This is a genomic window from Pseudoalteromonas phenolica (assembly GCF_005876835.1).
GTDB lineage: Bacteria > Pseudomonadota > Gammaproteobacteria > Enterobacterales > Alteromonadaceae > Pseudoalteromonas > Pseudoalteromonas phenolica_B.
Map to the genome: position 1 here is coordinate 34,694 of NZ_PPSW01000027.1, position 26,971 is coordinate 61,664.

General features: G+C 40.8%; 21 protein-coding genes. 10 read left to right on the forward strand and 11 right to left on the reverse strand.

What is annotated here, in order from left to right; genetic code table 11:
- Positions 1-130: 130 nt before the first annotated feature.
- The 3 genes from C1E24_RS16275 to C1E24_RS16285 all read left to right on the forward strand — a co-directional run bounded on the left by C1E24_RS16275 (position 131) and on the right by C1E24_RS16285 (position 3,200).
- Entirely contained in the window at positions 131-1,978 is a 1,848-nt protein-coding gene (locus C1E24_RS16275) for a S8 family serine peptidase (protein ID WP_138483268.1), read from the forward strand.
- Positions 1,979-2,086: 108 nt separating this feature from the next.
- Positions 2,087-2,716 carry a LysE family translocator gene (locus C1E24_RS16280; protein WP_138483270.1) on the forward strand — a complete coding sequence of 210 codons (630 nt, stop codon included), beginning with the start codon at positions 2,087-2,089 and terminating at the stop codon, positions 2,714-2,716.
- A gap of 22 nt (positions 2,717-2,738) precedes the next feature.
- Complete coding sequence (locus C1E24_RS16285) at positions 2,739-3,200, forward strand: methylglyoxal synthase (protein ID WP_138483272.1); 462 nt, start codon at positions 2,739-2,741, stop codon at positions 3,198-3,200.
- Positions 3,201-3,222: 22 nt separating this feature from the next.
- Here C1E24_RS16285 and yegD read toward each other — a convergent pair whose 3' ends face one another.
- The 6 genes from yegD to sixA all read right to left on the reverse strand — a co-directional run bounded on the left by yegD (position 3,223) and on the right by sixA (position 10,059).
- A complete protein-coding gene (gene yegD, locus C1E24_RS16290; RefSeq protein ID WP_138483274.1) occupies positions 3,223-4,584 on the reverse strand; it encodes a molecular chaperone in 1,362 nt (453 codons plus the stop codon).
- A gap of 54 nt (positions 4,585-4,638) precedes the next feature.
- Complete coding sequence (locus C1E24_RS16295; protein WP_138483276.1) at positions 4,639-5,475, reverse strand: DNA ligase; 837 nt, start codon at positions 5,473-5,475, stop codon at positions 4,639-4,641.
- A gap of 88 nt (positions 5,476-5,563) precedes the next feature.
- Entirely contained in the window at positions 5,564-6,223 is a 660-nt protein-coding gene (locus C1E24_RS16300; protein ID WP_138483278.1) for an HAD family hydrolase, read from the reverse strand.
- A 30-nt stretch (positions 6,224-6,253) separates the two neighbouring features.
- A complete protein-coding gene (locus C1E24_RS16305; RefSeq protein ID WP_058029251.1) occupies positions 6,254-6,553 on the reverse strand; it encodes a hypothetical protein in 300 nt (99 codons plus the stop codon).
- Between the two features lie 388 nt (positions 6,554-6,941).
- Positions 6,942-9,212, reverse strand: coding sequence for a TonB-dependent receptor (locus tag C1E24_RS16310; protein WP_138483280.1), 2,271 nt, complete (start codon positions 9,210-9,212; stop codon positions 6,942-6,944).
- Positions 9,213-9,591: 379 nt separating this feature from the next.
- Complete coding sequence (gene sixA, locus C1E24_RS16315; protein ID WP_138483282.1) at positions 9,592-10,059, reverse strand: phosphohistidine phosphatase SixA; 468 nt, start codon at positions 10,057-10,059, stop codon at positions 9,592-9,594.
- A 162-nt stretch (positions 10,060-10,221) separates the two neighbouring features.
- On the opposite strand from sixA, the gene C1E24_RS16320 reads away from it, so the two are divergent.
- The 4 genes from C1E24_RS16320 to C1E24_RS16335 all read left to right on the forward strand — a co-directional run bounded on the left by C1E24_RS16320 (position 10,222) and on the right by C1E24_RS16335 (position 17,331).
- The gene (locus C1E24_RS16320; RefSeq protein WP_138483283.1) at positions 10,222-12,894 is read left to right on the forward strand and encodes an insulinase family protein; all 2,673 of its coding nucleotides are present in this window, start codon (positions 10,222-10,224) and stop codon (positions 12,892-12,894) included.
- A 206-nt stretch (positions 12,895-13,100) separates the two neighbouring features.
- The gene (locus tag C1E24_RS16325) at positions 13,101-15,230 is read left to right on the forward strand and encodes a putative bifunctional diguanylate cyclase/phosphodiesterase (protein ID WP_431188334.1); all 2,130 of its coding nucleotides are present in this window, start codon (positions 13,101-13,103) and stop codon (positions 15,228-15,230) included.
- 635 nt (positions 15,231-15,865) lie between these two features.
- Entirely contained in the window at positions 15,866-16,252 is a 387-nt protein-coding gene (locus tag C1E24_RS16330; RefSeq protein ID WP_138483287.1) for an MmcQ/YjbR family DNA-binding protein, read from the forward strand.
- A gap of 80 nt (positions 16,253-16,332) precedes the next feature.
- Positions 16,333-17,331 carry an ATP-dependent 6-phosphofructokinase gene (locus C1E24_RS16335; RefSeq protein ID WP_138483289.1) on the forward strand — a complete coding sequence of 333 codons (999 nt, stop codon included), beginning with the start codon at positions 16,333-16,335 and terminating at the stop codon, positions 17,329-17,331.
- Here C1E24_RS16335 and nhaD read toward each other — a convergent pair.
- Both nhaD and C1E24_RS16345 read right to left on the reverse strand, forming a co-directional pair.
- The gene (gene nhaD, locus C1E24_RS16340) at positions 17,323-18,759 is read right to left on the reverse strand and encodes a sodium:proton antiporter NhaD (protein WP_138483291.1); all 1,437 of its coding nucleotides are present in this window, start codon (positions 18,757-18,759) and stop codon (positions 17,323-17,325) included. The genes C1E24_RS16335 and nhaD overlap by 9 nt on opposite strands.
- 96 nt (positions 18,760-18,855) lie before the next feature.
- On the reverse strand, positions 18,856-19,791 hold the full coding sequence (locus tag C1E24_RS16345; RefSeq protein ID WP_206078141.1) for a DUF368 domain-containing protein: 936 nt from the start codon (positions 19,789-19,791) through the stop codon (positions 18,856-18,858).
- 228 nt (positions 19,792-20,019) lie between these two features.
- Between C1E24_RS16345 and C1E24_RS16350 the strand changes: the two genes are divergently transcribed.
- Positions 20,020-20,793 (forward strand): DUF3530 family protein, encoded by a 774-nt coding sequence (locus C1E24_RS16350; RefSeq protein ID WP_171040917.1) that lies wholly within the window; start codon positions 20,020-20,022, stop codon positions 20,791-20,793.
- A gap of 3 nt (positions 20,794-20,796) precedes the next feature.
- Here C1E24_RS16350 and djlA read toward each other — a convergent pair whose 3' ends face one another.
- The 3 genes from djlA to C1E24_RS16365 are packed head-to-tail and all read right to left on the reverse strand — an operon-like array spanning position 20,797 to position 23,322.
- Entirely contained in the window at positions 20,797-21,651 is an 855-nt protein-coding gene (djlA, locus tag C1E24_RS16355; protein ID WP_138483295.1) for a co-chaperone DjlA, read from the reverse strand.
- On the reverse strand, positions 21,641-22,315 hold the full coding sequence (gene murU / locus C1E24_RS16360) for an N-acetylmuramate alpha-1-phosphate uridylyltransferase MurU (protein WP_138483297.1): 675 nt from the start codon (positions 22,313-22,315) through the stop codon (positions 21,641-21,643). Before murU ends, djlA begins: the two co-directional genes overlap by 11 nt.
- Complete coding sequence (locus tag C1E24_RS16365) at positions 22,312-23,322, reverse strand: aminoglycoside phosphotransferase family protein (RefSeq protein WP_240722038.1); 1,011 nt, start codon at positions 23,320-23,322, stop codon at positions 22,312-22,314. The genes murU and C1E24_RS16365 overlap by 4 nt, the downstream gene beginning before the upstream one ends.
- Before the next feature lie 88 nt (positions 23,323-23,410).
- On the opposite strand from C1E24_RS16365, the gene lptD reads away from it, so the two are divergent.
- Both lptD and surA read left to right on the forward strand, forming a co-directional pair.
- Complete coding sequence (gene lptD, locus C1E24_RS16370; RefSeq protein ID WP_138483299.1) at positions 23,411-25,660, forward strand: LPS assembly protein LptD; 2,250 nt, start codon at positions 23,411-23,413, stop codon at positions 25,658-25,660.
- 17 nt (positions 25,661-25,677) lie between these two features.
- Positions 25,678-26,970, forward strand: coding sequence for a peptidylprolyl isomerase SurA (gene surA / locus C1E24_RS16375; protein ID WP_138483301.1), 1,293 nt, complete (start codon positions 25,678-25,680; stop codon positions 26,968-26,970).
- Position 26,971: the final 1 nt, after the last annotated feature.

Genomic DNA, 26,971 nt, shown 5'->3' on the forward strand with positions numbered 1-26,971 from the left:
TTTTTATTCTAAAAAACTCGATAAAATGTAATTTTGTACCCTTTACAACCAAAAAATTTCGCGTACCCTCGAACTTGTTAAAAAGATGTTTACAAAACATCACATAAAAATTACAAAAGAGATAACAAGTATGAAGTTTAATAAATTCACCTCAGCATTACTTCTTGCGGGCATTTGTTCGGCCGCTTCTGTTAACGCAGCGGATGACCGCTACATCATTCAGGTTGATAACGATAAAAAAGGCGTCGTTAAAGCATTAGCTAAGAAATTAGGTGCTGAATTACATGTTGATGGCAATGGGTTCTTTGCAGCAAGTTTCTCAGGTAAAGACCTATCAACCGTAAAAGGTTTGCTAAACAACCCACATATTAAACTCATTGAAGAAGACCAAAAGCGTAAAGCACTGGGCATCTATAACGATGATCTAGGTAATTCAATGCAACAACAGATCACCCCTTATGCTGTTTACCAGTCTCAAGCTGACCAAGTTACCTTTGATGCAAATGCGGGTATGAAGGTGTGTGTTATCGATTCAGGTCTTGATATGTCAAACCCTGACTTTATATGGGGTAACATCACAGGCGATAACGACTCAGGCACAGGTAACTGGTATGAGCATGGTGGTCCGCACGGTACACACGTAGCAGGTACCATTGGTGCGGCTGATAACAATGTCGGCGTTGTTGGTATGGCACCAGGTGTAGACATGCACATTATCAAAGTATTTAACGCTGAAGGTTGGGGGTACTCTTCTGATCTAGCACATGCTGCAAACCTTTGTTCACAAGCAGGTGCAAACATCATCAACATGAGCCTTGGTGGCGGTGGTTCAAACAGCACTGAATCAAATGCATTTGCTAGCTTCTCTCAAGCTGGCGGCCTAGTAGTTGCCGCAGCAGGTAACGATGGCAACTCAGTTCGCTCTTACCCTGCAGGTTACCCGTCAGTGATGATGATTGGTGCAAATGATGCAAACAACCAAATTGCCGACTTCTCTCAATACCCAAGTTGTACATCGGGCAAGGGTCGTCGAGTTACAACTGACGAAACAATTTGTGTAGAAGTAACTGCAGGCGGTGTTGATACGCTATCTACTTACCCTGCTGGTATGGCAACATCAGCAAGCCTATCTATGGACGGCACACCATTCGAAAGCTCTTCAATGGAAAATTCAGGTTCAATAACCGCCAATGTTTACTTCATGGGCACTGCTGAAGCAACTGATGCACAAGCAGCCGGTAAAGTATGCTTAATCGACCGTGGCAACATTTCATTCCATGACAAAGTTGCAAACTGTGAAGCTTCTGGCGGTGTAGGCGCTATCATTGTAAACAATGAAGCTGGCATGCTTTACGCAACATTAGGCGATACAAACACAACGTCAATTCCAGCAGTCGGTGCGGCTTTTGAAGATCGTTCAGCATTAATGGCGGCAACTTCTGCATCTATCAGTATTGGCTCAAGTGATTATGGCTTAATGAGCGGTACTTCAATGGCTACACCTGCAGTTGCAGGTCTTGCTGCACTCGTTTGGTCAAATCATCCAGATTGTACTGGTGAAGAGATTCGTTCAGCACTTAAAGCAACAGCAGAAGACCAAGGTGCGGCAGGTAATGACGTCTACTTCGGTTACGGTATTGTTAAAGCAAAAGCCGCTGACGATTACCTAACACAAAACGGTTGTGCTGGCGGTAATAATGGCGGTGGTGACAACGGTGGCGGCGATACAGGTGGATCATTAAGCCTAACTGCTTCAGGTTATAAATCTAAAGGTTCGAAATATGCTGACCTAAACTGGCAAGGTGCAACAACATCAAATGTTGATATTTACCGTAACGGTAGCAAAATTGTCACAACCAGCAACGATAATAGCTACACTGACAGCATCGGTGGTAAAGGCGGCGGTAGCTACAGCTACCAAGTTTGTGAACAAGGTAGTACTTCAGCCTGTTCAAGCACTCAGACTGTAGTATTCTAACCAACCATTTTTAAGCGGGCTTCATGCCCGCTTTTGTTTACCTCTGTATATTTTATTCAAACATGCTTATACTCTGCCCCACTCAATAACAACAAGAATATAAGTGCGATGCTCAACCCTGAATCAGTCATTTCTTTTTTAATTGCTAGTGCGGTTATCGCCGTGGCTCCTGGCCCTTCAAATGCATTTTTAATGGCACAAACATTTACTCACGGTCGCAAAGCAGGTATGCAAAGTGCGTTAGGTTTTGCCGCCGGTGGTGTTATTCATACTATTTTTGCAGTAGTCGGACTGTCGGCCATTTTAAAAGCTTCTGAAACGGCCTACGCGACAGTGCAATATCTAGGCGCAGCGTATTTATGTTATTTGGGCTTTATGACCCTTAAAGATACGTTTAAGAAGCAAATTGACTCTGAAGATAAACCCCATGTAAGCACTAAAAAACAGGGTAATGTATTTGTTCAAGCCATGATGACCGAAGTGCTCAATCCCAAAGTAGCGTTATTCTTTATTGCTTTTATTCCGCAGTTTGTCGACCCTACGTTCTCTTCTACCACTTTACAACTGGCTATGTTTGGTTTGCTTTACCCTATTTTAGCTTTCCCAATAGATTGTGCCTACATTTACAGCGGAGACAAAATCGCAGGCTACTTTAGGCAGCACCCAAGCGCGCCGATCTGGATAGACCGTTTTTCAGGCTTTATTTTTATCGCCTTAGCGATTAACTTGTTACTCTAACTAATAAAAAAGAGAAATGAGTATGGAAACCAAGGTTGAGAAAATTCCAGCAAATAAGCACATAGCGCTGGTTGCCCATGATGGTAAAAAAGACGCTCTAAAAGCCTGGTGTTTAGCCCATAAGAATACCTTAGAACGTCATACACTCTCTGCCACAGGCACGACGGGTAATGTTATTGAGCAGGCTACAGGCCTTAGCGTTAATAAATTACTTAGCGGCCCTATGGGTGGCGATCAACAGCTTGGGGCGAAAATTGCAGAACATCAAATCCATATGTTGGTATTTTTCTGGGATCCCCTTGCTTCACAGCCTCACGACCCAGATGTTAAAGCTCTCCTACGTTTGGCTGCTGTGTGGAATATTCCTGTGGCATGTAATGAAGCAACCGCCGATATGCTGCTGCATTCATCTTTGATGAGTACTGAATTTAGTCGTGCTTTACCTGATTACGACAAGTATTTGGCAACGCGACTCAATACCTAACAAACTTTATAAATTTAAACGCTTATCTAAACAGCTTTTCAGCCCATTTGGTTAAGCCGGCGGTGACACTGCCAAAGTTATCGCCGCTTAACATCTCTATATCACCCAGTCGTTGTTTTAACGCCGCCTTTAATAATGGCGATTGCGCACTACCGCCCGTTAAGTAAATCACATCAGGTTGTGTTCCTGCATCTTGAATAGCTTGCTCAGCCAATGTGCAGATCTGCTCTAAACTGTTTTCAAGGGCTTCAGCAAGCTGTACATCAGTGATCAGCTTAGCCAAGTCTTTACCGATAAAACTCATATCACAGTGGCTCTGCGAGTCAGCACTTAATGCAATTTTCATTAATTCAGCTTGTCTTACTAAACGGTGCGATAGCTTATTTTCTTGTACTTTAATCAAACGCTGTAATCGTTCTGGTTGCTCTATCTCTCGCAGCATCGCGCTTAAATCACGATGGTTTTTATCTGAGTAGAAGTCACTTTGCATTTGCAGGTCATTAATTTTACATGCTTGCCAAAACAATTGGTTAGGCATAGGAAGACCTGACTTAAACTTATCGTCACGACCCAGTAAATCAGTTAGTTCATGAAACGCCAATGCTATGTCTAAATCGTTACCGCCAATACGCTTACCGGTGTGCGATAAAAAGTCAGAATTTCGGCAGGCATTGTCTCTAAAACTTGGTCCCATTTGCACAAACGAGCAGTCAGAAGTACCCCCACCAATATCGACCACAAGCACTTTTTTGTCAGCCGTTAAGCCAGATTCAAAATCAACCCCCGCAGCCAAAGGTTCAAATAAGAATTCCACTTCTTTAAAACCTGCACGTTTTGCCGCTGTTGTTAAGATGCTCACCGCTTGTTGGTTGCTTTCTTCACCCCCAATGGCCTGAAAGTTTACCGGACGACCAATGACAGTGTGTGTCAGTTCATATCCCAATTGTTGCTCGGCACGTTGCTTGATTTGCATGATCATGGTACTGGCAATGTCTTCAAAAAAGGCGATTTGTTGTGGCTTTAAACCCACTGCACCGAAGAATGATTTTGGAGATTTAACGAAATAGCCGTCTTCTGGAAAATCGATATACTCTTCTATGGCAGCCTGACCAATTGAAATACCGGTATCAGAAGACTCCAAGTCTAGGTCACGTTTAATAGCCGGTACAGCATTTAAAAGGTGCGCCCTAGATTGCCTAAAACTCTCTCCATCACCCTGCTTTAAATTATGTGCGACATAGTCTGAGATCAATGCGTTATGCTGTGCATATAAAGTCGAAGGTAAATAATGTTTGTTGTTTTCTAATTTAACGAGTGTCACTTGAGAGTCACGCATCACCCCCATCGCACAATTAGAACTACCGTAATCAAATCCAATTATCATCTTTAACCTCCGACACAAAAAAGGTCGCGCAGAGTATCACAGATAAAACTGAGTTTAAAATATTTCTCTCACCCTTAAAAATCGTGCAAAACGCGGCTTGTTATATTTTGTTTTATCTTGATAACGATAGGTGATCACAGTACCTATTTTGGGCGGTTTCGCTCTGAGTGCATCGGTTAGCCCCGAGCCTACTCTGAACTCAATACCATCATCTAAATTACGCACGATCAAAGCGCCTGTTTTGCCTTGGTACTTACCCTTGCCTTCGCTATAACCAATTACCACTGCTTCAGCGTCTGAGTAGGGCTTATATTTTAATAGTTGTGGTGAACGGCCAGCTAAATGTGTAGCGGTGGCTAAATGTAACATTATACCCTCTCCACCTCTTGCTACTACTTTATCAAAGTAATCATCTAACTGAGCTCTACTGGCAAAGCTTTGCTGTTGTACAGCTTGAATATGAGGCTGCTTCAGCACACTGACCAAATGCATATATTTTTTATAGCGTTCAGCAAAAACGCCTGAGACTTTTGGCATATCGAAGATCATATATTTCACTTTAAGCCAGTCCTCATCATTGCCGTTAGGCTGTCTTGCAAGACCACTAACAAACTCAAATTGCCCATAATCGACCCAGAGCTCTCCATCAAGATAAGTGTTTGGCAATTTCTCTGTGAACCAAGGTGGTGCATAAATTAGGTTACCGCGCCGGGTTATAAGCTGCATGCCATCCCAAATGGCACGCACACCATCATATTTTTCACTAACTAAATAATGTTCGACTTGGTGGGTGTCGTTGAATACAGAAGCTAATTGTGCGGGTGAGGTATTCGCCCAAGAAGCTGAGCTTAACAATAAAAAAGCTAAAAAATAGAAATAATACATACGCATGGCTCCTTATGCGCTGAAGTAAAATTAATAATGAGTTTATACTTCCTAGCTGCCCTCATTACCTGAAGTATTGTGACCTTTATATCGTCTAAATATAGGTATTTTTTTGAATATACTCCCAAGCTTCACTAAAATCATTGGCAATAAAACTAGCCTTGCTGTGATCTTGAGATTTCGAGTATTCATGAGGGATAACAATTGTCTGTACGCCCGCTGCTGTCGCACTTTGAAGACCCGTAGCACTGTCTTCTAAAGCAAATGCTTCCAGGGGCTTTATAGACAAGAATTCAAGTGCCTTTAAATATGGCTCAGGATCGGGTTTTGGGTTGATTACATCGTCTTTGCATATCGTCGCACTGAACAAATCAAATAATTCGTAGTGCGTTAATACAGGAATAGCTTCATTGCGTGTGCTGCCTGTTACTAACACCAAGGTAAACTGCTGTTTAGCTGCATTAAGGAAAGCTTTCACGCCTGCTAATAACTTTGGTTTTACCTGTTCAGACGTTAGAACAAACTGCTGATTTTTTTGCTCACATAGCCACTGAGCTGAGATATCTAAATTATGCCGTTTCTTTATTACTGTTGCGGCTTGTAAGGTAGGGACACCCGCAAACTCTAAGCAAAAAGCTTGCTCTGTATAATGAATGTCAAAAGGAGATAAAACATGTTGCCAGCTGTCATAATGAACGACCTCAGAATCAACCAAGGTACCGTCAAAATCTATCAGTAATGCTCGCTTTTCCATGTTTCTCTCCTTGAATTAATCGTTTTTAGCTTATTGCTTTAAGCTCTCAGGTACTTCTGCTGTTGCTTCTTCACCTGATTCAACCTCTACAAGCGTATAGCCTCGAGGTTGGCGTACTACTTTTAAGATTGGCTTTTCAAACGCAGACTTTAAACGGTCTGTATCAGCTTGAAGCTCTTCAACTGTGCGGCCAAAAGGTGCAGCACCTGTTTCAGACCAATTTGTTACTTTACCATTTAAGTTATATTCAACTTCGTGAATTTGATAAAGCGCCGCTTCATCTTTAGTTGCTTCACAAAAAATAACACGGTAATTCCAAAATCCAGACATAATTTTTCTCTTACTTTCAATTTAGGGCAACTTTACCAGCTCATTTTATTAATACCAATCCTCAATGTGACTTATTTGAGGCTAATACCAATCTGCAATAACACTTAATCATTTTGAGGGATTAAACCTGATGATAGCTGCGTTAAAGATTTCTCATTTAGAACAACTAAATAACGAAATATTTGCCTTGCCTACATGGATGTAGGTACCTCAGCGATAGCAGGACGCGTGAGCGGTGCTACCACGAGGTTTTCTTGCCTCAAAATAGACCACTTAGTTAAGCGGATTGGTATAATTGGCATAAGGCTAAATATTATGTTTTCGGAATATAAAAAAACCCGCGAAAATGCGGGTTTTTACTAAAACTAATTTCTATTTCGAAATAATATTAGAAGAAGCGTACTTTAAATTCAGCACCAATGTAACGCTCTTCATTTAACATACCTGTGTTGTTATTGAAGTCTACGCCACCAATAACCACTTGTTCGTCAAATAAGTTACGTACAAATACAGATGCTTCATATTCGTTGTCGCCAGCTAACCATTGGTAACCTGCACGTACACCCGCTTCAAATAACGCTTCACCTTTAAACTCAACAGCTTCATATAAGAAGAAGTCAATTTCGCTGCGGTAAGACACATCTGAGTATACGAAGAAGTCGCCACCTTCAAGTTCTTTGGTATAACGAAGAGTCGCGTTTGCAATCCACTCTGGTGCATGTGGTAAGCTGTTACCATCTAAAACTGCTAAACCATTCTCTACTTTGTTTGTTACCGTACACTGAGCACAAACTTGAACAGCTAGGTCTTTATCGTTCAGTTCAGTTTTGTTGTAGCTCAGGTTAAATGTTGCGTTTAACTCATCAGTTAAAACCCACTCTGAGTCAAGCTCGATACCGTAACCTGTTGTCTTATCAGCATTGATCAGACGGTTAAAGTTAGCGTCGCCACCTACAGCTGTTAACTGTTGGTCATTCATCTGATAATAGAAAACTGTCGCATTCACACGACCTTGGCCGTCTAATACGTCAGACTTGATACCCGCTTCAATTGAGTTAGTCGTTTCAGACTTAGCAACTGTTACTTCATCACCGAATAAGATACGGCCCTGAACACTCGGCGCACGGAAACCGTTAGCGATACGTGCGAATAAGTTAATGTCATCAGTGTACTTATAAGTTGCACTTAAGTCCCAAGATACATGGCTGTCATCTGGATTTGCAGAGCCTTCAAGGAAATCAGCTGCACCTACTGGAGATTTTGTACGCTTCGCATAAAACTCTTTTTCATCGTTAGAGTAACGAAGACCAGCAGTTACCTTTAATTCGTCAGATACTGTGTAATCAAATGAACCAAATAGTGCCCAAGCAGACGTGCTTTGATCTTGTACTGCATAACCATTTTGAAGACCATAGTTGTTAGCAGTTGCATCCCAAGTAAGCGTATCATAACTGAAGCTCTCGATAATTAAGTCTTCTTCGTATAAAAACACACCAACTTGGTAGTTCATATCACCAGAGAAGTTGCTTGAAAGACGAAGCTCTTGGGTATATTGGTCGTGTTCAGGAATTGCATCAGCAGTTTCTGAAGGAAAAGGAATAAAACCTGGGCCTTGGAAACCAATAAATGATGCACCGTAACCACCATCTACGTCAGCGCGAGAATAGATTTCAGCGCTTTCCCAACCAGTGATCGACGTTACTGTGTGCTCTTTTAAGTCCCACTCAAGTTTAAGGCTTAAACCTTGCGTATTTACCTGTTGAGTCGAACGTGAAGCGGCATCATGGTAAACAACATCATTGTCGTACAGTGGGTTGATGTTATTTGTGCCCTTTTCAATTAGGTTTGCACGGAATGCAATTGGACGACCATCTAGGTCACGCTTGTGGTAGTTTAAAAGGCCGGTGAAGTCATCACCTTCATATAAAAACTGAACACGTGCTGCTTTTTCATTGTAACCACCAAGTGAATCTTCTTTTTCAAAGCCTGGAGCTTTTACGTCGATGTAATCTGGACGATCTTGAATAAGTAGAGAAACACGCGTTGAAAGTTTGTCAGTCAGACCAGTACCTACTGCACCTTCAAAGTCTACTGAGCCTTTGCTGCCGTATGACACAGCACTGTATGCATCAAACTCTTGGCTCGGCTTAACTGAGTCAAATTTTACAAGACCTGCTGGCGTGTTACGGCCAAACAACGTGCCTTGTGGGCCTCTCAGTACTTCGATACGCTCGATATCAAATACAGGGAAACCTTTAAGAATAGGGTTTTCTTGAACAATTTCGTCTACAACTAATGAAACAGGTTGTGACGCGTTCAAGTCAAAATCGGTATTACCCAAGCCACGAACATAAAAGCGCGGGAAAGTACGGCCGAATGATGATTCAACTGATAAACTTGGGATTTTTGCGTTCATGAAGCGAATATCCATACCCGCTGAGCTATATGCGTCTAATCCATCGCCTTGTAGGGCCGACACAGACACAGGCACTTCTTGCGCATTTTCAACACGTTTACGTGCTGTTACTTGAATAACTTCAAGCTGATTACTCTTAGCTTCTTGCTCTTCAGCATGCGAGGTGAACGAAGTACTTGCTACAGTAGAGAACAACGCTGCATTGACTAAAACTGCTAACGTAGATCTTTTGATTGCTTTCATGTTTGGGGTAAACCTTTTATAAGCACTCTATTGTTCAACGGTAAAATATGGGCGCCGTATCACATTGGCGTGATTAGTTCAATTTTTCGCCTATACTGAATGTACAATGCGGACCTTAGAGACGAGAGTGCAAAACGAATTCTAAGGCTGAATCTAACAGCATAATTATAACAGCAAATTTCAACTTTGCTTCAAATAACCCCAAAAAAGCCAAAAATAATAAATTTTATCTACAAGATTACCGATTTTAACAACTTTTATTTCATTACCGAAAATCAAAAACAAGGACATTTGTCCTGTACCGATGGTGAAAACCGTTAAAATTAACGCTTTATTTGGGTAAGGGAGAGACTTAAGACTTGTACAGTAAATAAACTGACTAAAGTGAAGGAGAAACTACTTTTAAAAAATCCGCTTTTCTGTTTTTTTCATCATAGCGAATAACAGCAATGCCAGCTGTAGAGAAAATTGGCATATCACCAGGGCTTAGTTGGTCTACCAAATAACTCACTATTGGCATGTGCGCTACCAAAAGCCAAGTCTCAATGTCAGGATTCAAACTCATTAAAGTTTCGAGGTAATCAATCGCAAATCGCGCATCGCCACTGGGGACAATATCTTTACACACTTCAAAATAATCTGCGGGGTTGTGCTTAATAACTTGCTCGGCTGTTTGCTGCGCTCTAATAAAAGGGCTTACGAGTATTGCCTTTGGTTGATAATGCGCTTTAATCCATAGCGCCATTTCACTCGCTTGGCTTACTCCACGTGGGGTCAGCGCTCTTGCGGCATCATCAGCTTGCATAGGCTCGGCTTCACCATGGCGCATAATTAAGATTGTTTTCATAGAACCTCAAACACTTAGAGTAATAATTTTCAGTAAAGCGGTAGCAACTTAACCACTTTGTTCGCTATATTAAAACAAAACACATGACAATCCAAAGAACCTTAGCAGCGGTAAGTTAGTTCAAATTGGCCTCATCTCTTACTTTATATCGGCGGCAGACTCTTGAAAATTAGCAATAATGATAAACGCAGCTATCAAACTCTTACACTCGACAATGGTCTGAAAGTACTGCTTGTACAAGACCTAGATTCAAAAAAATCTGCAGCATCACTGACCGTCAATGCTGGACACTTTGATGATCCTAACGATCGCCAAGGTATGGCACACTTTATCGAACACATGTTATTTCTCGGTACTGAAGCCTACCCTGACCCCGGCTATTTTTCTCAATTCATTAATCAAGCTGGCGGGCATTGTAATGCATGGACTGGCACAGAACACAGTAGCTATTTTTTCGATTGTGATCATCAACAATTACATCCCGCATTAGACATTTTCAGCCAGTTTTTTATTGCTCCCTTGTTCGACAAGCTTCAAGCAACGAATGAGCGAAATGCGATAGATGCCGAATACAAAATGAAAACTAAAGATGATGGTCGACGCATTTATCAAGTACATAAAGAAACGGCAAACCCTGCTCATCCATTCGCAAAGTTTGCTGTTGGCAACCACCAAACATTAGAAGACAGAGACATCTGCATCTCAGACGAGTTACGTCAATTTTTCAGCATCCATTACCTTGCCCAATGGATGACATTAGCCATTGCCGGACCTCAATCGTTGAATGAGTTAGCCGATATGGCTAGACAGTATTTTTCTAAGGTGCCTTCAAGTCAAAATAATAAACCCGCGATCAATGTACCTCTCTACCGTAGCAGTGATCAGGGTAAACTCATTCACATTACGCCTAAAAAGCAAATGCAGAAACTGATTGTTAGCTTTGCTATGCCTAATGTTCATAACCTGTATAAATCTAAGAGTTTGAGCTTTTTAGCTCACTTGATTGGCTTCGAAGGCGAAGGTTCACTTTATTCAATATTAAAAGCCCAAGGTTGGATCAATGCGCTTTCAGCCGGTGGTGGCGTCAGTGGAAGTAATTATAAAGACTTTAATGTCAGCTTTGCCCTCACGGAACAAGGGATCGAGTTTTATGAAGACATTATTGAAATGTTATTCGAATATATTGCACTTATCGAGCATAAGTTTGCCGACTTACCCGCACTCTATGCCGACAAACAAGCTTTATTAGAAATCGCCTTTGACAACCAAGAACCAAGCAAATTGGTAGAGTGGGTTAATGCGTTAAGCGTAAATATGCACCACTTCGATGAAGCGGATTATTTGTGCGGTGACTATGTCATGACTGGGTTCGAGCCTCATTTACACAAAAAACTTTGCCAATACTTGTCGGCGAAGAACATGCGAGTCGTTTTAATTCATCAAGGTGTTGCAACAAATAAAAGAGCCCAGTGGTATAACACAGCTTATCTGGTAGAAGATTTACCTACGCACTGGCTTGAAACACTTGATAAAATAAAACATCCTCTTCCAGAAATGAAGCTGCCTAGCGTCAATCCTTATTTAAAAGCAAAACAAGTGTTACACACTAGTGCGTCGTCTTTTTCTGTCCCAAAAAAGCTCGCTTTCAGAGAAGGGTTAAATTTCTGGTTTAAACAAGACACAGAATTCAAAGTTACAAAAGGACACCTTTATATCGAGATAGATTCAAAAGTCGCGGTTAGTTGTGTTAAGAATATGGCACTTACACGCTTATTAGCCGACTTATTAATGGATAGTCTTGCTGAACCCTTCTACTCTGCTGAACTTGCAGGCCTCAACTACCACATCACCTCTCATCAAGGTGGTTTGACGCTCAATACAGCAGGTCTCTCGGCAAACCAGCCTGAATTTGCAATAGAGTTACTTAACTATATCTTATCTCAGGATATTAGCCCTATTCGATTTGCTGAATATAAAAAACAACTATCGAGACATTGGCTTCAACATAATCATAATAAACCTGTGTCTGCGCTATTTAGCATATTGGGGGCACACCTAATGCCTTGGAACCCTGCGCCTGAAGACTTAGCGCAAAGCCTAAAAGGTATTACATTTAATGAGTTCAATGAATTTAGGCGTGCATTTTTTAAAGCAATACATATTAAAGCATTTATGTATGGTAATTGGCGTGAAACTGATGCTGATAATATGCTTAGCAGCATCAAGGACACCTTTAAGGAAAGCGAAATCTTAGAAGATTTAAAGCGCCCTCTTATTAAACTCAGACAACATATGACGCATACTGCTTATAAAGAACAGGCTGAACATGGATTACTGTATTATATTCAAGCAAAAACTTCAGATGTTGATGAAAAAGTACAGCTCATGCTCATTAACCAACTTGTACAGCATCTTTATTTTGATGAACTCAGAACCAAACAGCAATTAGGTTATTTAGTCGGTGCGGGTTATGCTCCTTTTAATACTCGTGCAGGGCTTGCGTTTTATGTGCAATCTCCAAATAATTCCAGCCAGCTACTGCTGCAAAGCCATGAAGAATTTATCAATCTATTCTTGAATAACTTGTCCAAATTAAGTACAGATACATTTTTAGAGGCTAAGCAAGCTTTAGAGCTACAAATTGCAGAAAACGATAAAAACCTGAGACTGAGAGCTCAACGACTTTGGGTCGCGATCACCAACGAAGATCACCACTTTTCAATGCAATCTAGATTACTCAGTGCTCTTCAAACACTAACAAAAGATGTATTTATCAATAATGCTATCTCTCTGATAAGTAATAAAGACTCGCATGCAACGCTAACTTTCAACTGATAAGGCTCTGTTATCTACTTTACTCTCAGTTCAGCATAGATTAGATTAGGCGTTGTTCTGAGAAATAAACATCTATGATTAAAAATATAACAATAATGATGTTCATAGCGTTATTAAGCTCATTATTCAGCATGCCATTGATGGCATTGGAGTTTAATCAACAGAGCCTGGGAGCTAATATTTATTGGCTTGTCCCTGTGGGCTTAATGACATTATTCACCACCTATTTGCTATTTATAAACCGTAGGCTAAAGCGTTCACAGCAAGACTTAGCTATGTCTGAATTACGCTTAAAACGGACTGTTGAAGGCAGTGGTGATACGCTATGGGACTGGGACATCAGCTCAGGGGAAATCATACGTATAAACGATAAATACATGGTATGCCAAGACCAGCCAGAAAAAAATGCACGCTTTTTACCCAACGCGCACCGTATACACCCTCAAGATCTCCCCCTAGTAGACAAATTACTTAAGCAACACTTTGCTGAGCAAACGGCTTTTTTCGAAGCCAGTTACCGTCTAAAGGATACCTTAGATCAATACCATTGGGTGTTAGATCGTGGAAAAATCATTGAGAAAGACGCCAATTTAAACCCTGTAAGAATGACAGGCACGGTACGTGATATTAGCCACCTAAAAAGTACCGAAGAGCGACTCAACTTATTTGCTAAATGTGTCGAATCACTGACTGATGCGATTGCCATTTATGACAAAAATTATCAGCTTGTGGATGTCAACCCTAGCTACTTAAAACTCTTTGGAGGGTTGAGAACTCACTACCTCGGAAAGCAATTCAATCTTTCTGGATATGATGAAAAATATATTCGTGAGATCAAAGCAAACCTAAAAGAGTCTGAGCACTGGCAGGAAGAACTTAAGCTCAGGAATTTTAAAAATATCCTGTTGCCAATCGAAGTCAGCATCGACGAAATTAAAAACAGTCATGGTCAGGTAACAAATTATGTTGTTATTTTCTCGGATTTAACCGAACGAAAGAAAGCAGAGTCGCAGCTACATAATCTCTCTAACAGAGACAGAACAACCGGTCTTCCTAATAGAAACTTATTTTTTACTAACTTAAAGAAATTAGCGCAACAAGATGTTCATCATGCTCTACTGGTCTTTGATTTAGACAACTTTAAAAAAATTAACGACTCACTGGGTCATCAACTCGGAGATAGTTTGCTTGCAAAACTGGCAATGCGTCTAAATAAACTAGCTCGCCAGCAAGACACCTTCTATCGCCTAGGTGGTGATGAATTCGCCTTGGTGATGACCGGCACGAATGACATCCACACCATTACCAAAACTGCTAAGCAATTTTTAGCAGCCATTGCCACACCATTTAAAATGGCCAATCATGAACTCGTGATCACTTCTTCAGTCGGTATTGTGTTATTTCCTGAAGATGGTGCAACCCCAGAAATATTACTTAAGAATGCAGATACAGCCATGTATCATGCAAAACAAAAAGGGAACCACTACTTATTCTTTAACGATTCAATGAATGAGCAAGCCGTTAAACGGTTACAAATCGAAAACCTAATGCGTTTTGGCTTGAAAGAAGATCATTTTGTCGTTTATTACCAGCCTAAAATGGACATCAAATCAGGCCTGCTTGTCGGCATGGAAGCACTAGTGCGTTTTATTACCCCTAAAAAAGGCATTATAAGCCCAGGTGTGTTTATTCCTATTGCGGAAGAAACAGGACAAATCATTGATATCGGTGAGGTCGTACTCGACAAAGCCTGTAAAGATGTTAAACGCTGGATAGACCAAGATTTATTTGACGGCCGTGTTGCCGTTAATTTATCAGCTAAGCAATTTAGTTTGCCCGACCTTACCACCCGTATCGATATCATCTTACAGAAAAACCATTTACCTTCTTACTTTTTAGAGCTTGAGATCACTGAAGGTACCGTAATGGACGACCCACAAGAAGCCATTAATATTATGCGCTCGCTCAGTGCCAGAGGTATTCACCTGGCGATTGATGACTTTGGTACAGGTTATTCATCACTGGCTTATCTAAAGCAGTTTCCTTTGAATACATTAAAAGTCGATAAAGCTTTTGTCGACGACATGCACAATGAACGTGGTCGAAATATGGTAGACTCGATTGTAACAATAGCTCAAAACCTTGAGTTACATGTTGTGGCCGAAGGTGTTGAAAAGGCAGAGCAACTGGCAATATTAGAAGAGTTAAATTGCCAAACTGTACAAGGGTACTTTTACTCCAAGCCTCTTTCAGCTGAGGAGTTTACTGAGTTTTTGAAACAACAAAGAGTTGTGAAAAATAAACAAGCTAAACCCGATTTAAAAGTAGTTATCTAACTGTTCAGCTTACCTTAAAGCACTTTAGCTGTCCCATTTGCATGTTTCTTAAAATAGCCATCCTGTAATGTATTCTCAAAAACACCCAACAAATAGGACCAACAGCCAAACTAAATGCAACCCAACGCTTTGTCGGCATGCCTAGGCGAATCGTTTCGCAATAAATGGCCATTGCACTTAAAAGCAAACAAAACATCACTAACATTAGCACCTCCCTTCAAATTGGCGAATTATACAGCAACCAGCACAAAACAAGCACAAAAAAACGTTTAATTGTTGCAAAATATTGCATTATTTCATTTAATACCAAACCATAATTTCACTCTTAAAATGGTATTTTATTCATTTTTTCATAACTAACTGATTTATAGTTAGGTTAAGTGAAATTTTAACTGGTCGTCATGGCGAGGTTTTAGCACGGTTTTTACGCACAAGTTTTGTGAGTGTAAATAAAGGCGTTTATTGAATATTGCTCATCACTCTCGAGCAAGCCGACTTTTCCAGCTTACCCAGTTGTGTTAGCAAACTCAGTAAACAGACTAAAATGTTTTTTCCTAAGATTATTGTCTTTACGAATTAAGTGCTAAACTCAAACCATGTGGTTTTAATTAATAGTTACTTCAAGGATAAGAGCTATGAATAAACAAAGCGTACATGATTATTTGCAAAGTAAACCAGGCACGTTTATTACGCAGCCTTTTTCGCAGGATAGCGATGTTTACAAAGTGCAACATAAGATGTTTGCCACCCTTTACGAAGGTAAAGAAGATCAACTAGACGAAAACAATGAGCCTGTTTTTTGGTTAAATGTGAAGTGTGATCCTGACGAGGCATTAATACTTAGAGATAAGTACGAATCAATTTTGCCGGGTTATCACATGAACAAACGTCTGTGGAACACGATTGTCCTTGATGGCACGGTACCTGAAGACGAAATCAAAAAGTTTATCGATGACTCTTATCAGATAGTTGTTGATAATCTACCTACAGCTCAGAAAGAAGCGCTAGCGAATCTTTCATAACCTGAGTACACGTGTAATGGCCTCCCTCGTTATCTGACGAGGGCCATTCCACCTCCCCCCTTCGTATGAAGACTATCAATATGAAAAAAGTCGCTTTACTCACAAGTGGTGGTGATGCCCCAGGCATGAACGCAGCTATTCGTGCAATTGTGCTCAGCTGTGAATATAAAAATTTATCTTGTTTTGGTTTTTATCATGGTTATAACGGCCTAATAGAAGACCATCTGCTTCCTTTATCTAGCCAATTAGTTAATGCCGAAATAAAGAATGGTGGTACCCTATTAAAAAGTGCGCGTTGTCCTGCCATGATGACTGACACGGGTGTAAAGCAAGCATGTAACACACTATTAAAGCACGAAATTGACGCCCTAATCGTAATTGGGGGAGATGGCTCATTTCATGGCTTACTAGCAATTAAGGCCCATTGGCATGGTCAAGTTATTGGCTTACCTGGCACTATAGATAATGACCTTTATGGCTGTGATAAAACCATAGGTTTTGCGACTGCGGTTAATACCGCAACGCAAGCTATAGATAAAATCAGAGATACCGCTAACGCATTTGATAGGGTGTTCATTGTGGAGGTAATGGGTAGACACAGTGGCCATATCGCCTTTCAAGTTGGCTTATCTTGTGGTGCTGAGAGCATTTTTTCATTCGAGAATTACAGCAATGAAAAACACGACATCATACTCGAAGACCTAATTGAGAAAATACAGAAACAACAGCTAAATCGCCATGCAAGTTATTTAATTGTACTAGCAGAGAACTTATGGCCTGGTAGTGCTAATGCCCTTCAAGAGCAATTAAAGTCTCAGGGGAACATTGAAAGTGCAATTTGTATTTTGGGTCATACGCAAAGAGGGGGAGACCCCGTCCCTGAAGATAGAGTGCTTGCCACTCAACTTGGACTAAAAGCTGTTGATGCCTTAATCAAGGGTGAAGATAAGGTTATGCTTGGCTTAAGTGCATCGCAACTGACCAAAACTGACCTAAACAAAGCTGTTTCAATAAATAAACCAGTGAGCGATGAACTAGTCAACGCCCACAAAGGTCCACTCACCCACTATTTAAAATAGGTCAGCATTTAGCCATAAGTGTAAAACAATACTTACTGCATACCCCAGCGCAATCACTGGGGTCCATTTAAGATGACCAAAGAAAGTATAATAGCCTCGAGCTTGTCCCATCAGTGCCACACCCGCCGCTGAACCAATTGATAACAAGCTACCACCAACACCTGCAGTCAAAGTAATTAATAACCATTGACCATGTGACATTTCAGGCTGCATTGTGAGTACAGCAAACATCACCGGAATATTATCAATAACAGCCGAGATGACACCAAGAAACACATTCGCAGCGGTTGTTGACCAACCTCCGTACAGTACTTCAGACATCAAGCTCAAATAGCCCAAGAACCCTAGCCCACCAACACACATCACAATACCGTAGAAAAACAATAATGTATCCCACTCCGCACGCGACACTTTGCTAAATACATCAAACGGCACGACACTGCCTAATCTCGCTAAACGTTCCTTATCACCCTGTTGTTCTGCCAGTACTTTTTTGCGAGCCAAAGACCCCGGTAATGTTACTCTTAGGAAATAACCAAAAAACTGAAGATAACCTAGCCCCATCATCATGCCTAATACCGGTGGAAGGTGTAAGAAACTATGGCACGCAACAGCTGTTGCCACGGTAAATAAAAATAATGACAAGATACGTAAGGCACCACGTTTTAATTCAACTTCTTCATAAGCCGCAGTTGGTTGTTTATTCTCAACATAAAAACTCATAATAGCCGCAGGGACTAAGAAGTTTGCTAAAGAAGGTATAAATAAGACTAAGAACTCACCAAAGGTCACCATACCTGCTTGCCAAACCATCAAGGTCGTAATATCTCCAAACGGGCTGAATGCCCCACCAGCATTAGCTGCAATGACAATATTGATACAAGATATATTGATAAAGGGTTTATCACCTTCAGCCACTTTCATTACCACGGCACACATTAATAGCGCGGTAGTTAAGTTATCCGCAATGGGTGAAATAAAGAATGATAAAAAGCCCGTGATCCAAAATAGATTTTTATAGTTGAAGCCCTTGCGGATCATCCAAGCTCTTAATGCATCAAAAACTCGACGCTCTTCAAGAGCATTGATATAGGTCATTGCTACCAACAAGAACAGCATCAGCTCTGCGAATTCGAGTAAATTATGTCTAAATGCCTCTTCGGTAACATGAGGGATATTTTCACTGACGTAAAAGCTGCCAATGAGGATCCAGATTAAACCTGCACCCACCAGCACAGGCTTAGACTTTCTCAAATGTAATTTTTCTTCCAACATAACTAGGGTATAAGCCAGAATAAAAATTGCGATTGCAGCAAAACCTACCGCAGAATTTGTTAAGTCTAAGTGAGCACCTGCTGCCCAAACTGAAGGAGTAAAGCTAGCTATCAAAGCTAATAGAAGTAGAAGTGTATAGCGCCGAAAGGACATGTTATTGCCTACTATGATAGTCAAAAGAGAGTATTTAAGTAGGCAATAAAATAGCACAACGGCAGTGATTACCAATTGTACAGAAGTCTATATTTACTATTTTTCCGCGGTTAATTTTTCAATCGCTAAAATTAATACCAACCCAGTAATGGCAAGCGCAATACATAACAATGTCATTGGGTCTTGACCGTTTAATGTTGCAAATTCTGCAGGCGAAATATTTTGCTGCATGAGCGGCTTTTCAATGCCCTTTGAATTAGTGTAAGTCGTCAGCACTTGTTTCCACGGCCAAAGTAGATTCAAAGAGCCAACTAAAAAGCCTGCCAATAATGCAAAAGTTAACTGCTCAAAGCAACTCAATAACCAAGCCAGAAAACGAGAAAAGACCATCAGGCCAACAACACAGCCCATCAAGAATAAGGCAATTAACGCAAATTGTTTTTCTGTCACGGCTGTCAGAACATGGCCGTACATTCCCAATAGCAATAATATAAAACTGCCCGATATCCCAGGTAAGATCATCGCACAAATGGCAATCGAGCCGGCAACAAAATAAAACCACCAACTCGGATTCGCTTCAGCAGGTGACATTGACGTAATAGCGTATGCGATTAACGCGCCTAAAAGACAACTTGTCACTGTCTTTAGGTTCCAAGCTTTAACTTGCTTTGCAACATAGATAAAAGAGGCAATGATCAAGCCGAAGAAAAATGCCCACACAAGTAGTTTATGATGTTCCAGTAAGTAGGTGATCAGTTTTGCTAAAGAAGCGGCACTTGTTAATAGTCCAGCGAAAAGCGTCACTAAGAAGGTCCCGTCTATATAGCGCCAAGTGGCTTTAATACCATCTTTTTTAAGTAATAAAAGTGCATCTAAATTAACACTTTTTATGGCATTTAATAATCTGGTATAGATGCCAGTAATAAATGCTATCGTACCACCCGATACGCCTGGCACAACATCAGCGGCCCCCATGCCAGCACCTTTCAAAAATAAAAATAAAAAGTCACGCTTACTTTGCAACTGCGACATAGTGTCCTTTTCTCCTAATCAAAACAGCGAGTCATATTATCCTAAATTGGTTTAGACAAGAACCCATACTCAGCTTCGATAAAGCAAATTATGTTTCTAAAGTTATGCTTACTTTGCCCGATAATGTAATTATGTAAACCAATCAAAATCACTATGCCCTATTTTATTGCATTTATGATATTGCTATTCGCCACGCCTGCGCTCAACGCGGCACCGAGTGAGCATGTAATGCCTACAGAACCCAAAATGTGGCACCAACAAGATCTGAAAAATTATATAGATGCCAGTAATATCATCAATATAACGGTTAACGAGCAACCCTTAGATGTGTTATTTCAAACCTATATGAATGCAACTAAACGTGGCATTGCAATTATCTTACCTGATATTGGTCACTCACCTCTGTCCTCAAATGGAAGCCAATTTTTACAACAGGCCCTCGCTGATGATGGCTACGATACGTATGTTTTGCCTTCACCAGCAGTGCTATTTGAATCTTTAGAAATACCTGACTTTACACAAGAGCAACAACCTAATCCATTTGCTAAAGCGGTGTTTTTTCAATCTGAAAGCATGCTTAACGAATACAAGAATGAGCTGGCAGCACGTTTTCAAGCATTGACACAGGAGCTGAGCAAAATGCCTGATGAACATATTGTGGTTATAGCGCTCGGTACCAGTGCGGGCGTATTTGCAGAGCTGATATCAGAGCAACCGCAGCTTCCCGTTGATGCATTAGTCACTATCAGCGCGTATCTCCCCCATCCAAAACGCAATAAAGATTTAGCCGCAACATTTTCCCTTGTTAGCCCCCCTTTGCTAGATATTTTTTATAGCAATGATGGGCCTGCGGTCACGCAGAGTATTTCGAATAGAAAGCGCTGGGCAAAGAGAAACAGTAAGTACGATTACAGACAAAGGGAGCTGTTTGGGCTAAGTCACGAGCTGAGGCAACACCAAAGACTGAGAAAAGAAGTGAACGGCTTTCTCAGTCATCTATAAATGTTACTTAGCCTTAAGAAATTCATACGCAGACTGAATATCCTGGCTTTTTTGTTTTGCAATTTCCATCATATGAGGCGGTAAGCCTTGTGAAACCAGCTTATCTGGATGATGTTGTGACATGAGTTTTCGATAAGCACGTTTGATATCTTTTTCACTGGCATTGTTAGTTAGACCCAACACAGCAAGCGCGTTGTCCCGATTTAAAGATGGTGGTGCCGCTTTGTGTCTATAATCAGATTGCTGTTCAGACTGATAGCTTGATTGATGGCTATGTTGCTGACTTCTTTGTTTTCTAAATTGAAATTCTGCTTGATATCGGTTTAGTAAGAATTGAAAGTGTCTGCTTGATAAACCAAGCAAGCGACTTACTTGCTGTAAAAGTTGCTTTTCTTGCTCTGCTAAGTGACCGTCCGAAAACGCCATTTGAATTTGAATTTCTAAAAACAGCTGAAGTAAGTCATAACGACGGCCAAATACTTCTTTTACATCTCGAATTGACTCTTTTAATGAAAACTCGCTCGATTTTCCTGAACGAAATGCATTCTGAGCCTCTTTCCTCTCTTCACCGTGTAAACCCATTTCATCCATAAATGCAGTGGCAGCTTGAATATGAATTTCACTGACACGTCCGTTCGACTTTGCAATGTGACCCATGACCGCAAAGCAGCTAGAGAAGAATAATGCTTGACGCTGATCTAACTCGTCTTTATCAAAAAAGCCCTGAAAGCCACCGGCTTTGTCAAAGTCCTGCTTTAAGCTTTTATCAAATAAGTGGCCAAGCCAAAAACCAAGCGCCGCGCCAAGCCAACGACCAAACATAAAGCCAAAACACGTACCTAGTAGCTTACCCCACATATGCAGTTCCTAATTGCTTGTTGATTTCCTCTAGTCTCTCTGGCGTGCCAATATCCGACCATACATGCAAATATAACTCACGTGATACTCGCCCTTCTTCGATACCTTGTCTCAGCAGAGGTCCTAAAGCTAGAAATTGATTGTCGTAAGTATCGAAAAAAGATTGGTGGTAAAGGCCTATACCTGAAAAGGTATACTTCTGTGTTTGGTTCGCTAACCCCAAAGTAAAGTCACCACCTGGATGATGCACTGGGTTTTCGACTAAAACAATGTGTGCTTCGCCTTCTTGCAACACCAGCTGCGTTAGAGCGTGTACATCGTAGTCAGTAAAAATATCCCCGTTGATGACGATAAACTTATCACATGCTTTACATAAAATTGGTAATGCATTGATGATACCACCGGCCGTTTCTAACCCCCCTTCAGGCTCATAGCTATACTCAATCTTGACGCCTAATTGCAAGCCATCACCAAAATATTGCTCTATTTTGTCCCCTTGCCAGGCAAGATTAATGACTATCTCTGTGACCCCCGCCGCTTTTAAGCGTTCGATATGGTATTCAATTAACGGTTTCCCATTTACTTCGAGCATGGGTTTAGGTAATTCAGCAGTCAAAGGCATCATACGTTTGCCTCTACCTGCTGCAAGGATCATTGCTTTCATGTCTGCGGCTCTAACTTACGCTTAACTGCAGGAATTATCTCATTGTCGAGCCAAGTTGCAAGCCATTGAAATTGTTCATACTGTTTACCTGCTTCAAGAATATAATCTAATGTTGGTAAAATATTTTGTAGATACCCTGATTTACCATCCCTCAGAAGCAAGCGGCAAAATATCCCTGCGGCTTTTAGATGCCGTTGTAAACCAGTCAGGTGGAAGTAGTCGCAATATTGTACAAATGATAAATCAGCCATCAAACCTTGTTTATAAAACAGCTCGTAGTTGTATTTAAGCAATTGTTCAAACTCATGCTCTGGTAAAGTGAAATAACAGTCTTTGAGCAAAGAGACCGCATCATAACTGATTGGACCTTGAACAGCGTCTTGAAAGTCAATTAACGCCCACCCACCTGACGTTTTCATGATATTTCTAGAATGAAAATCCCGATGCATCGTCACTTGGGGTTGCTGTAGCATAACCTCAATTAAACTCGTTACCAATTCATGCCAAAGTCTTTGATGCTCGCCCGATACATTTAAACCTAGCCATTTCTCGAGCAACCACTCTTTGAAAATATTGATTTCTAAACGTATAAAATCGTCGTCGTACGGTTTCATCCACTGGCTGGGTGATATAGAGGCAATTTGTGGTAACAAAGATAAAACGGCCTTGTAGTCTGTCATTCGACTATCCGAACTTAAACGATCTGCCAGGTGCTCTGCTCCCAAATCGTTTAGTAAAATAAAACCAGACTCGAAATCTGAAGCGAGTACTTGCGGCACAATGAGTCCCACCTTAGCAAAATCTTGTTGTAACCCGACGAATGGTCGGTTATCAATTAAATCTGCAGGGGAATCCATTAAAATCAAATTTTCAGAATCGGTTACGACTCGGTAATACTGCCTAAAACTCGCGTCTGAAGTAATTGCATGAAAAGAAAAAGGTTGGCGGCCTAAGTATTTTATTAGAAAGGCTTCTAATTGTGTTTTTCTGTTATCGTTCTTTATCACAATTTTACATTCTTAATTACTGAATTTAACTCTGTTTTACTTTATGATGTGCTGTCCTTGAAGTAACAACTGGCAAACAGGTTAATTAATGAACAAAATTTGGCTGACCGTGGCACTATTTCCTCTCTGTCCTGCTGTATATGCAGCTACAGAAATTGAAAGGCCTTTACTTTGCCAAAATAATAATTTACCTCAGCAGTGGCAACCGCTCACAGATTTACCAAAAAACGCTATCGACATTCGTGCAGATCGAGTAAATATTAACAATACGTCGAGCGCGCAATTCGCTGGTAATGTTGTAATAAACACAGAGCAAATGCAACTCTCTGCGAGTTCAGCTCTGTTTAACAAACAAAGCTTACAACTTAATGCCGAAGGGCCTCTAGTCTACCAAGACCCTTACACCCTAGTGAAAAGCAACGGATTGTTTGCAGATCTAAATAATTACCATATCGACTTAATGGGTGCTGACTACCAACTAACTCAACAACTCGGTCATGGTGGTGCAGCTCAATTATCTGCGCGCGACAATAGCATCGAACTACTGAATGCAAGCTTTACCACTTGCCCGTCAGATAAACCTTTTTGGTCCATCGAAGCAAGCACAATTAGCTTGTCGAAAACCGAAGGCTGGGGCGAAACATATAATGCGGTGCTCAGAATTTTAGACACGCCCGTTATTTATATCCCTTACTTTACTTTTCCGATTGACGATAGACGAAAAACCGGATTTCTGGCACCCACCATATCAAGCTCTGAACGCTATGGTTTAGAACTCTCAACGCCATTTTATTGGAATATCGCGCCTAACTATGACGCAACTATTACACCGAGATATATGTCTAAAAAGGGCGTTCAAATTAACACTGAATTCAGGTATCTAACACCACGCCACTCAGGCCTATTTGCTATGGAGCTTCTAGAAAAAGATGATTCAGAGCCTGAATTAGAAGAGCGTTACTTACTATTTTGGCAACAAAATAGCTACTTTAATGAAAATTGGCGCGCAAGCATTGATATTACCAACGTCAGTGACGACAACTATTTAACAGATTTAAATTCAGAATATGGTAATATCACTGACACACAATTATACCGAACCGGTACTTTAAACTATCTCGGTGACATTTGGTCTGCGCAATTGAAAGTGCAAAATTTTGAAGTACTAGGCGACCACCAAGAATCTTATGCTGCTCTACCTCAACTCTCTTGGCACACCACCGATTCAATATCTTGGCAAGGCATTGATTGGTCTCTAATCGGTGAGTTTAGCCACTTTAAAAATGATGCGTTAGTGATTACAGACGCCTCAAGATTGCATATTGAGCCCAAAGCAAGTTACGCTATCAACGACACCGCTTGGTCATTTTTATCAGAAGCAAGCCTGCTACATACTTACTATCAACAAAACGGAAGCTTCAACGAAGCACAATTTGATGAACGAGTAAGCAGGACTTTGCCGAAACTAAGACTGCATGCACAAATGAATCTTGAGCGCGCAACGAAATTGGTTGTGGATGATGGCGTACAAACGCTTGAACCTCAACTGCAATATTTATACGTACCTAAAAAAGATCAAGACAATATTGGGTTGTACGATACCACTAAAATGCAGGATGATTTCTCAGGCTTATTCAGAGAGCAACGTTTCTCAGGCGTTGATCGCATTGCCCAGGCGAACCAATTCACGATAGGTGCAACAACACGTATTTTTGATAATAAAAACCAGGAACGCTTTAATTTAAGTGTTGGGCAAATAGTTTATTTAGACAGTAATGTTAAGCCAACTCGCCAGAATCCATTGAATAAAACAAACTATAATGCCTTGTTTGCTGCAGAAAGCATGATACATTGGCATCGTAGATGGTATTTGTCTGCAGGTATTCAATACGACGCTGACACCAAACAATTAATTCAATCTCATGCAACGATTGATTATAAAGGCGATAAAAATCAGCTTGTACAATTGAACCATCGTTATGCAAACGATGTCTCAGGGTATGAAATAGATCAAATTGGTTTTTTTACCAGTGTGCCTCTAAACCAACAATGGCAATTTATTGCAAGTTATCATAGAGATTTAGTAACAAAAAGAAGTACTGAATTTTTTGCGGGTATACAATATGAAAGTTGCTGTTGGGCTGTTCAGCTTACTGGTAATAGACAAATTCAAACCGATTTAAATAAAACAATTAACCAAGATGAGGCTCAGTTTGATACCAGCATTCGTCTTAACTTTGTACTAAAAGGGCTAGGTGGTAAATCAAGCTATGATGTAAGCCGTTTACTACAACAGGGTATTTTTGGCTACCGTCGACCTTATTTTTTGAATAATTAGTAAAATAATAGAGCATTATGAATTTAAAAACGTTGTTAATCGCCGCCCTAATGGGGTTAGGTTTTAGTCAAGCAGCACTAGCTGAGCGGGTACAATTAGATAAAGTAGTCGCAACCGTCAATGACGGTGTTGTATTGCAGAGCGAAGTAAATAAAGTTATCTCTCGAGTAAAACAACAAGCAAAAGAGCAAAATACTCAGTTACCTTCTGATAATACACTACGTATACAGGCCATCGACAGGCTTGTTGACCAATCTCTATTATTACAACTAGCTGAAAGAATGGGATTAGAAATCTCAGATGCTCAATTAGACCAAACGCTCGCAAATATTGCATCTGAACAAGGTGCAACGATCGCTGATTTAAGAAAATCAATCGAAGCGACCGGTGAGAGTTTCAAAGCCTATCGAGAAGAAATTAGGCAAGAAATCACCATCAGTCAGGTGCGACGTGCAAACGTCGACCGCCGTATCTATATTAACCCTCAAGAAATCGCTAATTTACAAACCATTCTTGAGCAGCAAACAGGTCAGTCTGAAGAATATGACATTGGCCATATTTTAGTAAAAGTGCCAAGCAAAGCTTCTCCTGAAGAACTAGAAGATGCCAGAGACCGAGCCAATAACGTTATTAAGTTTCTTAACGATGGCAAAGACTTCAAACGCATTGCGATTGCCTCTTCTAGCGGCGCTAAAGCGCTTGATGGTGGTCAACTAGGTTGGATGGGGATCAATGAAATGCCTTCACTGTTTGCAGAAGCAGTTAAAGGTAAAAAGAAAGATGATATTATTGGTCCACTTCGTTCAGGCGCCGGCTTCCACATCTTAAAAGTACAAGATATTCGTGGCAGACAGGTGGTTGAAACCACTGAAGTTCGCTCGCGTCATATCTTAATCAAGCCTTCTATTATCTTAAGTGAAGAGAAAGCGCGCTCAATGCTTGCTGGTTTTGTTAAAGACTTACGTGCAGGTAACGCTGACTTCGCAGAATTAGCAAAAGAACATTCTGAAGACCCGGGCTCTGCATTAAAAGGCGGTGAGTATGACTGGACAGATCCTACGACATACGTGCCTGCGTTTAGAGATACTTTGCTTTCTCTTGATAAGAATGAAATCAGCGAACCATTTAGATCAACATTTGGTTGGCACATCGTTCAACTACTCGATAAGCGTGTTGCTGATAAAACTGATTTTGCTAAGAAAAATCGTGCTCATGGCATCCTCTATAACAGAAAGTTTCAAGAAGAAAGTTTGCGTTGGATGAATGAAATGCGAGAGCAAGCAAATATCGATGTTTTTCCTACTGAATAGG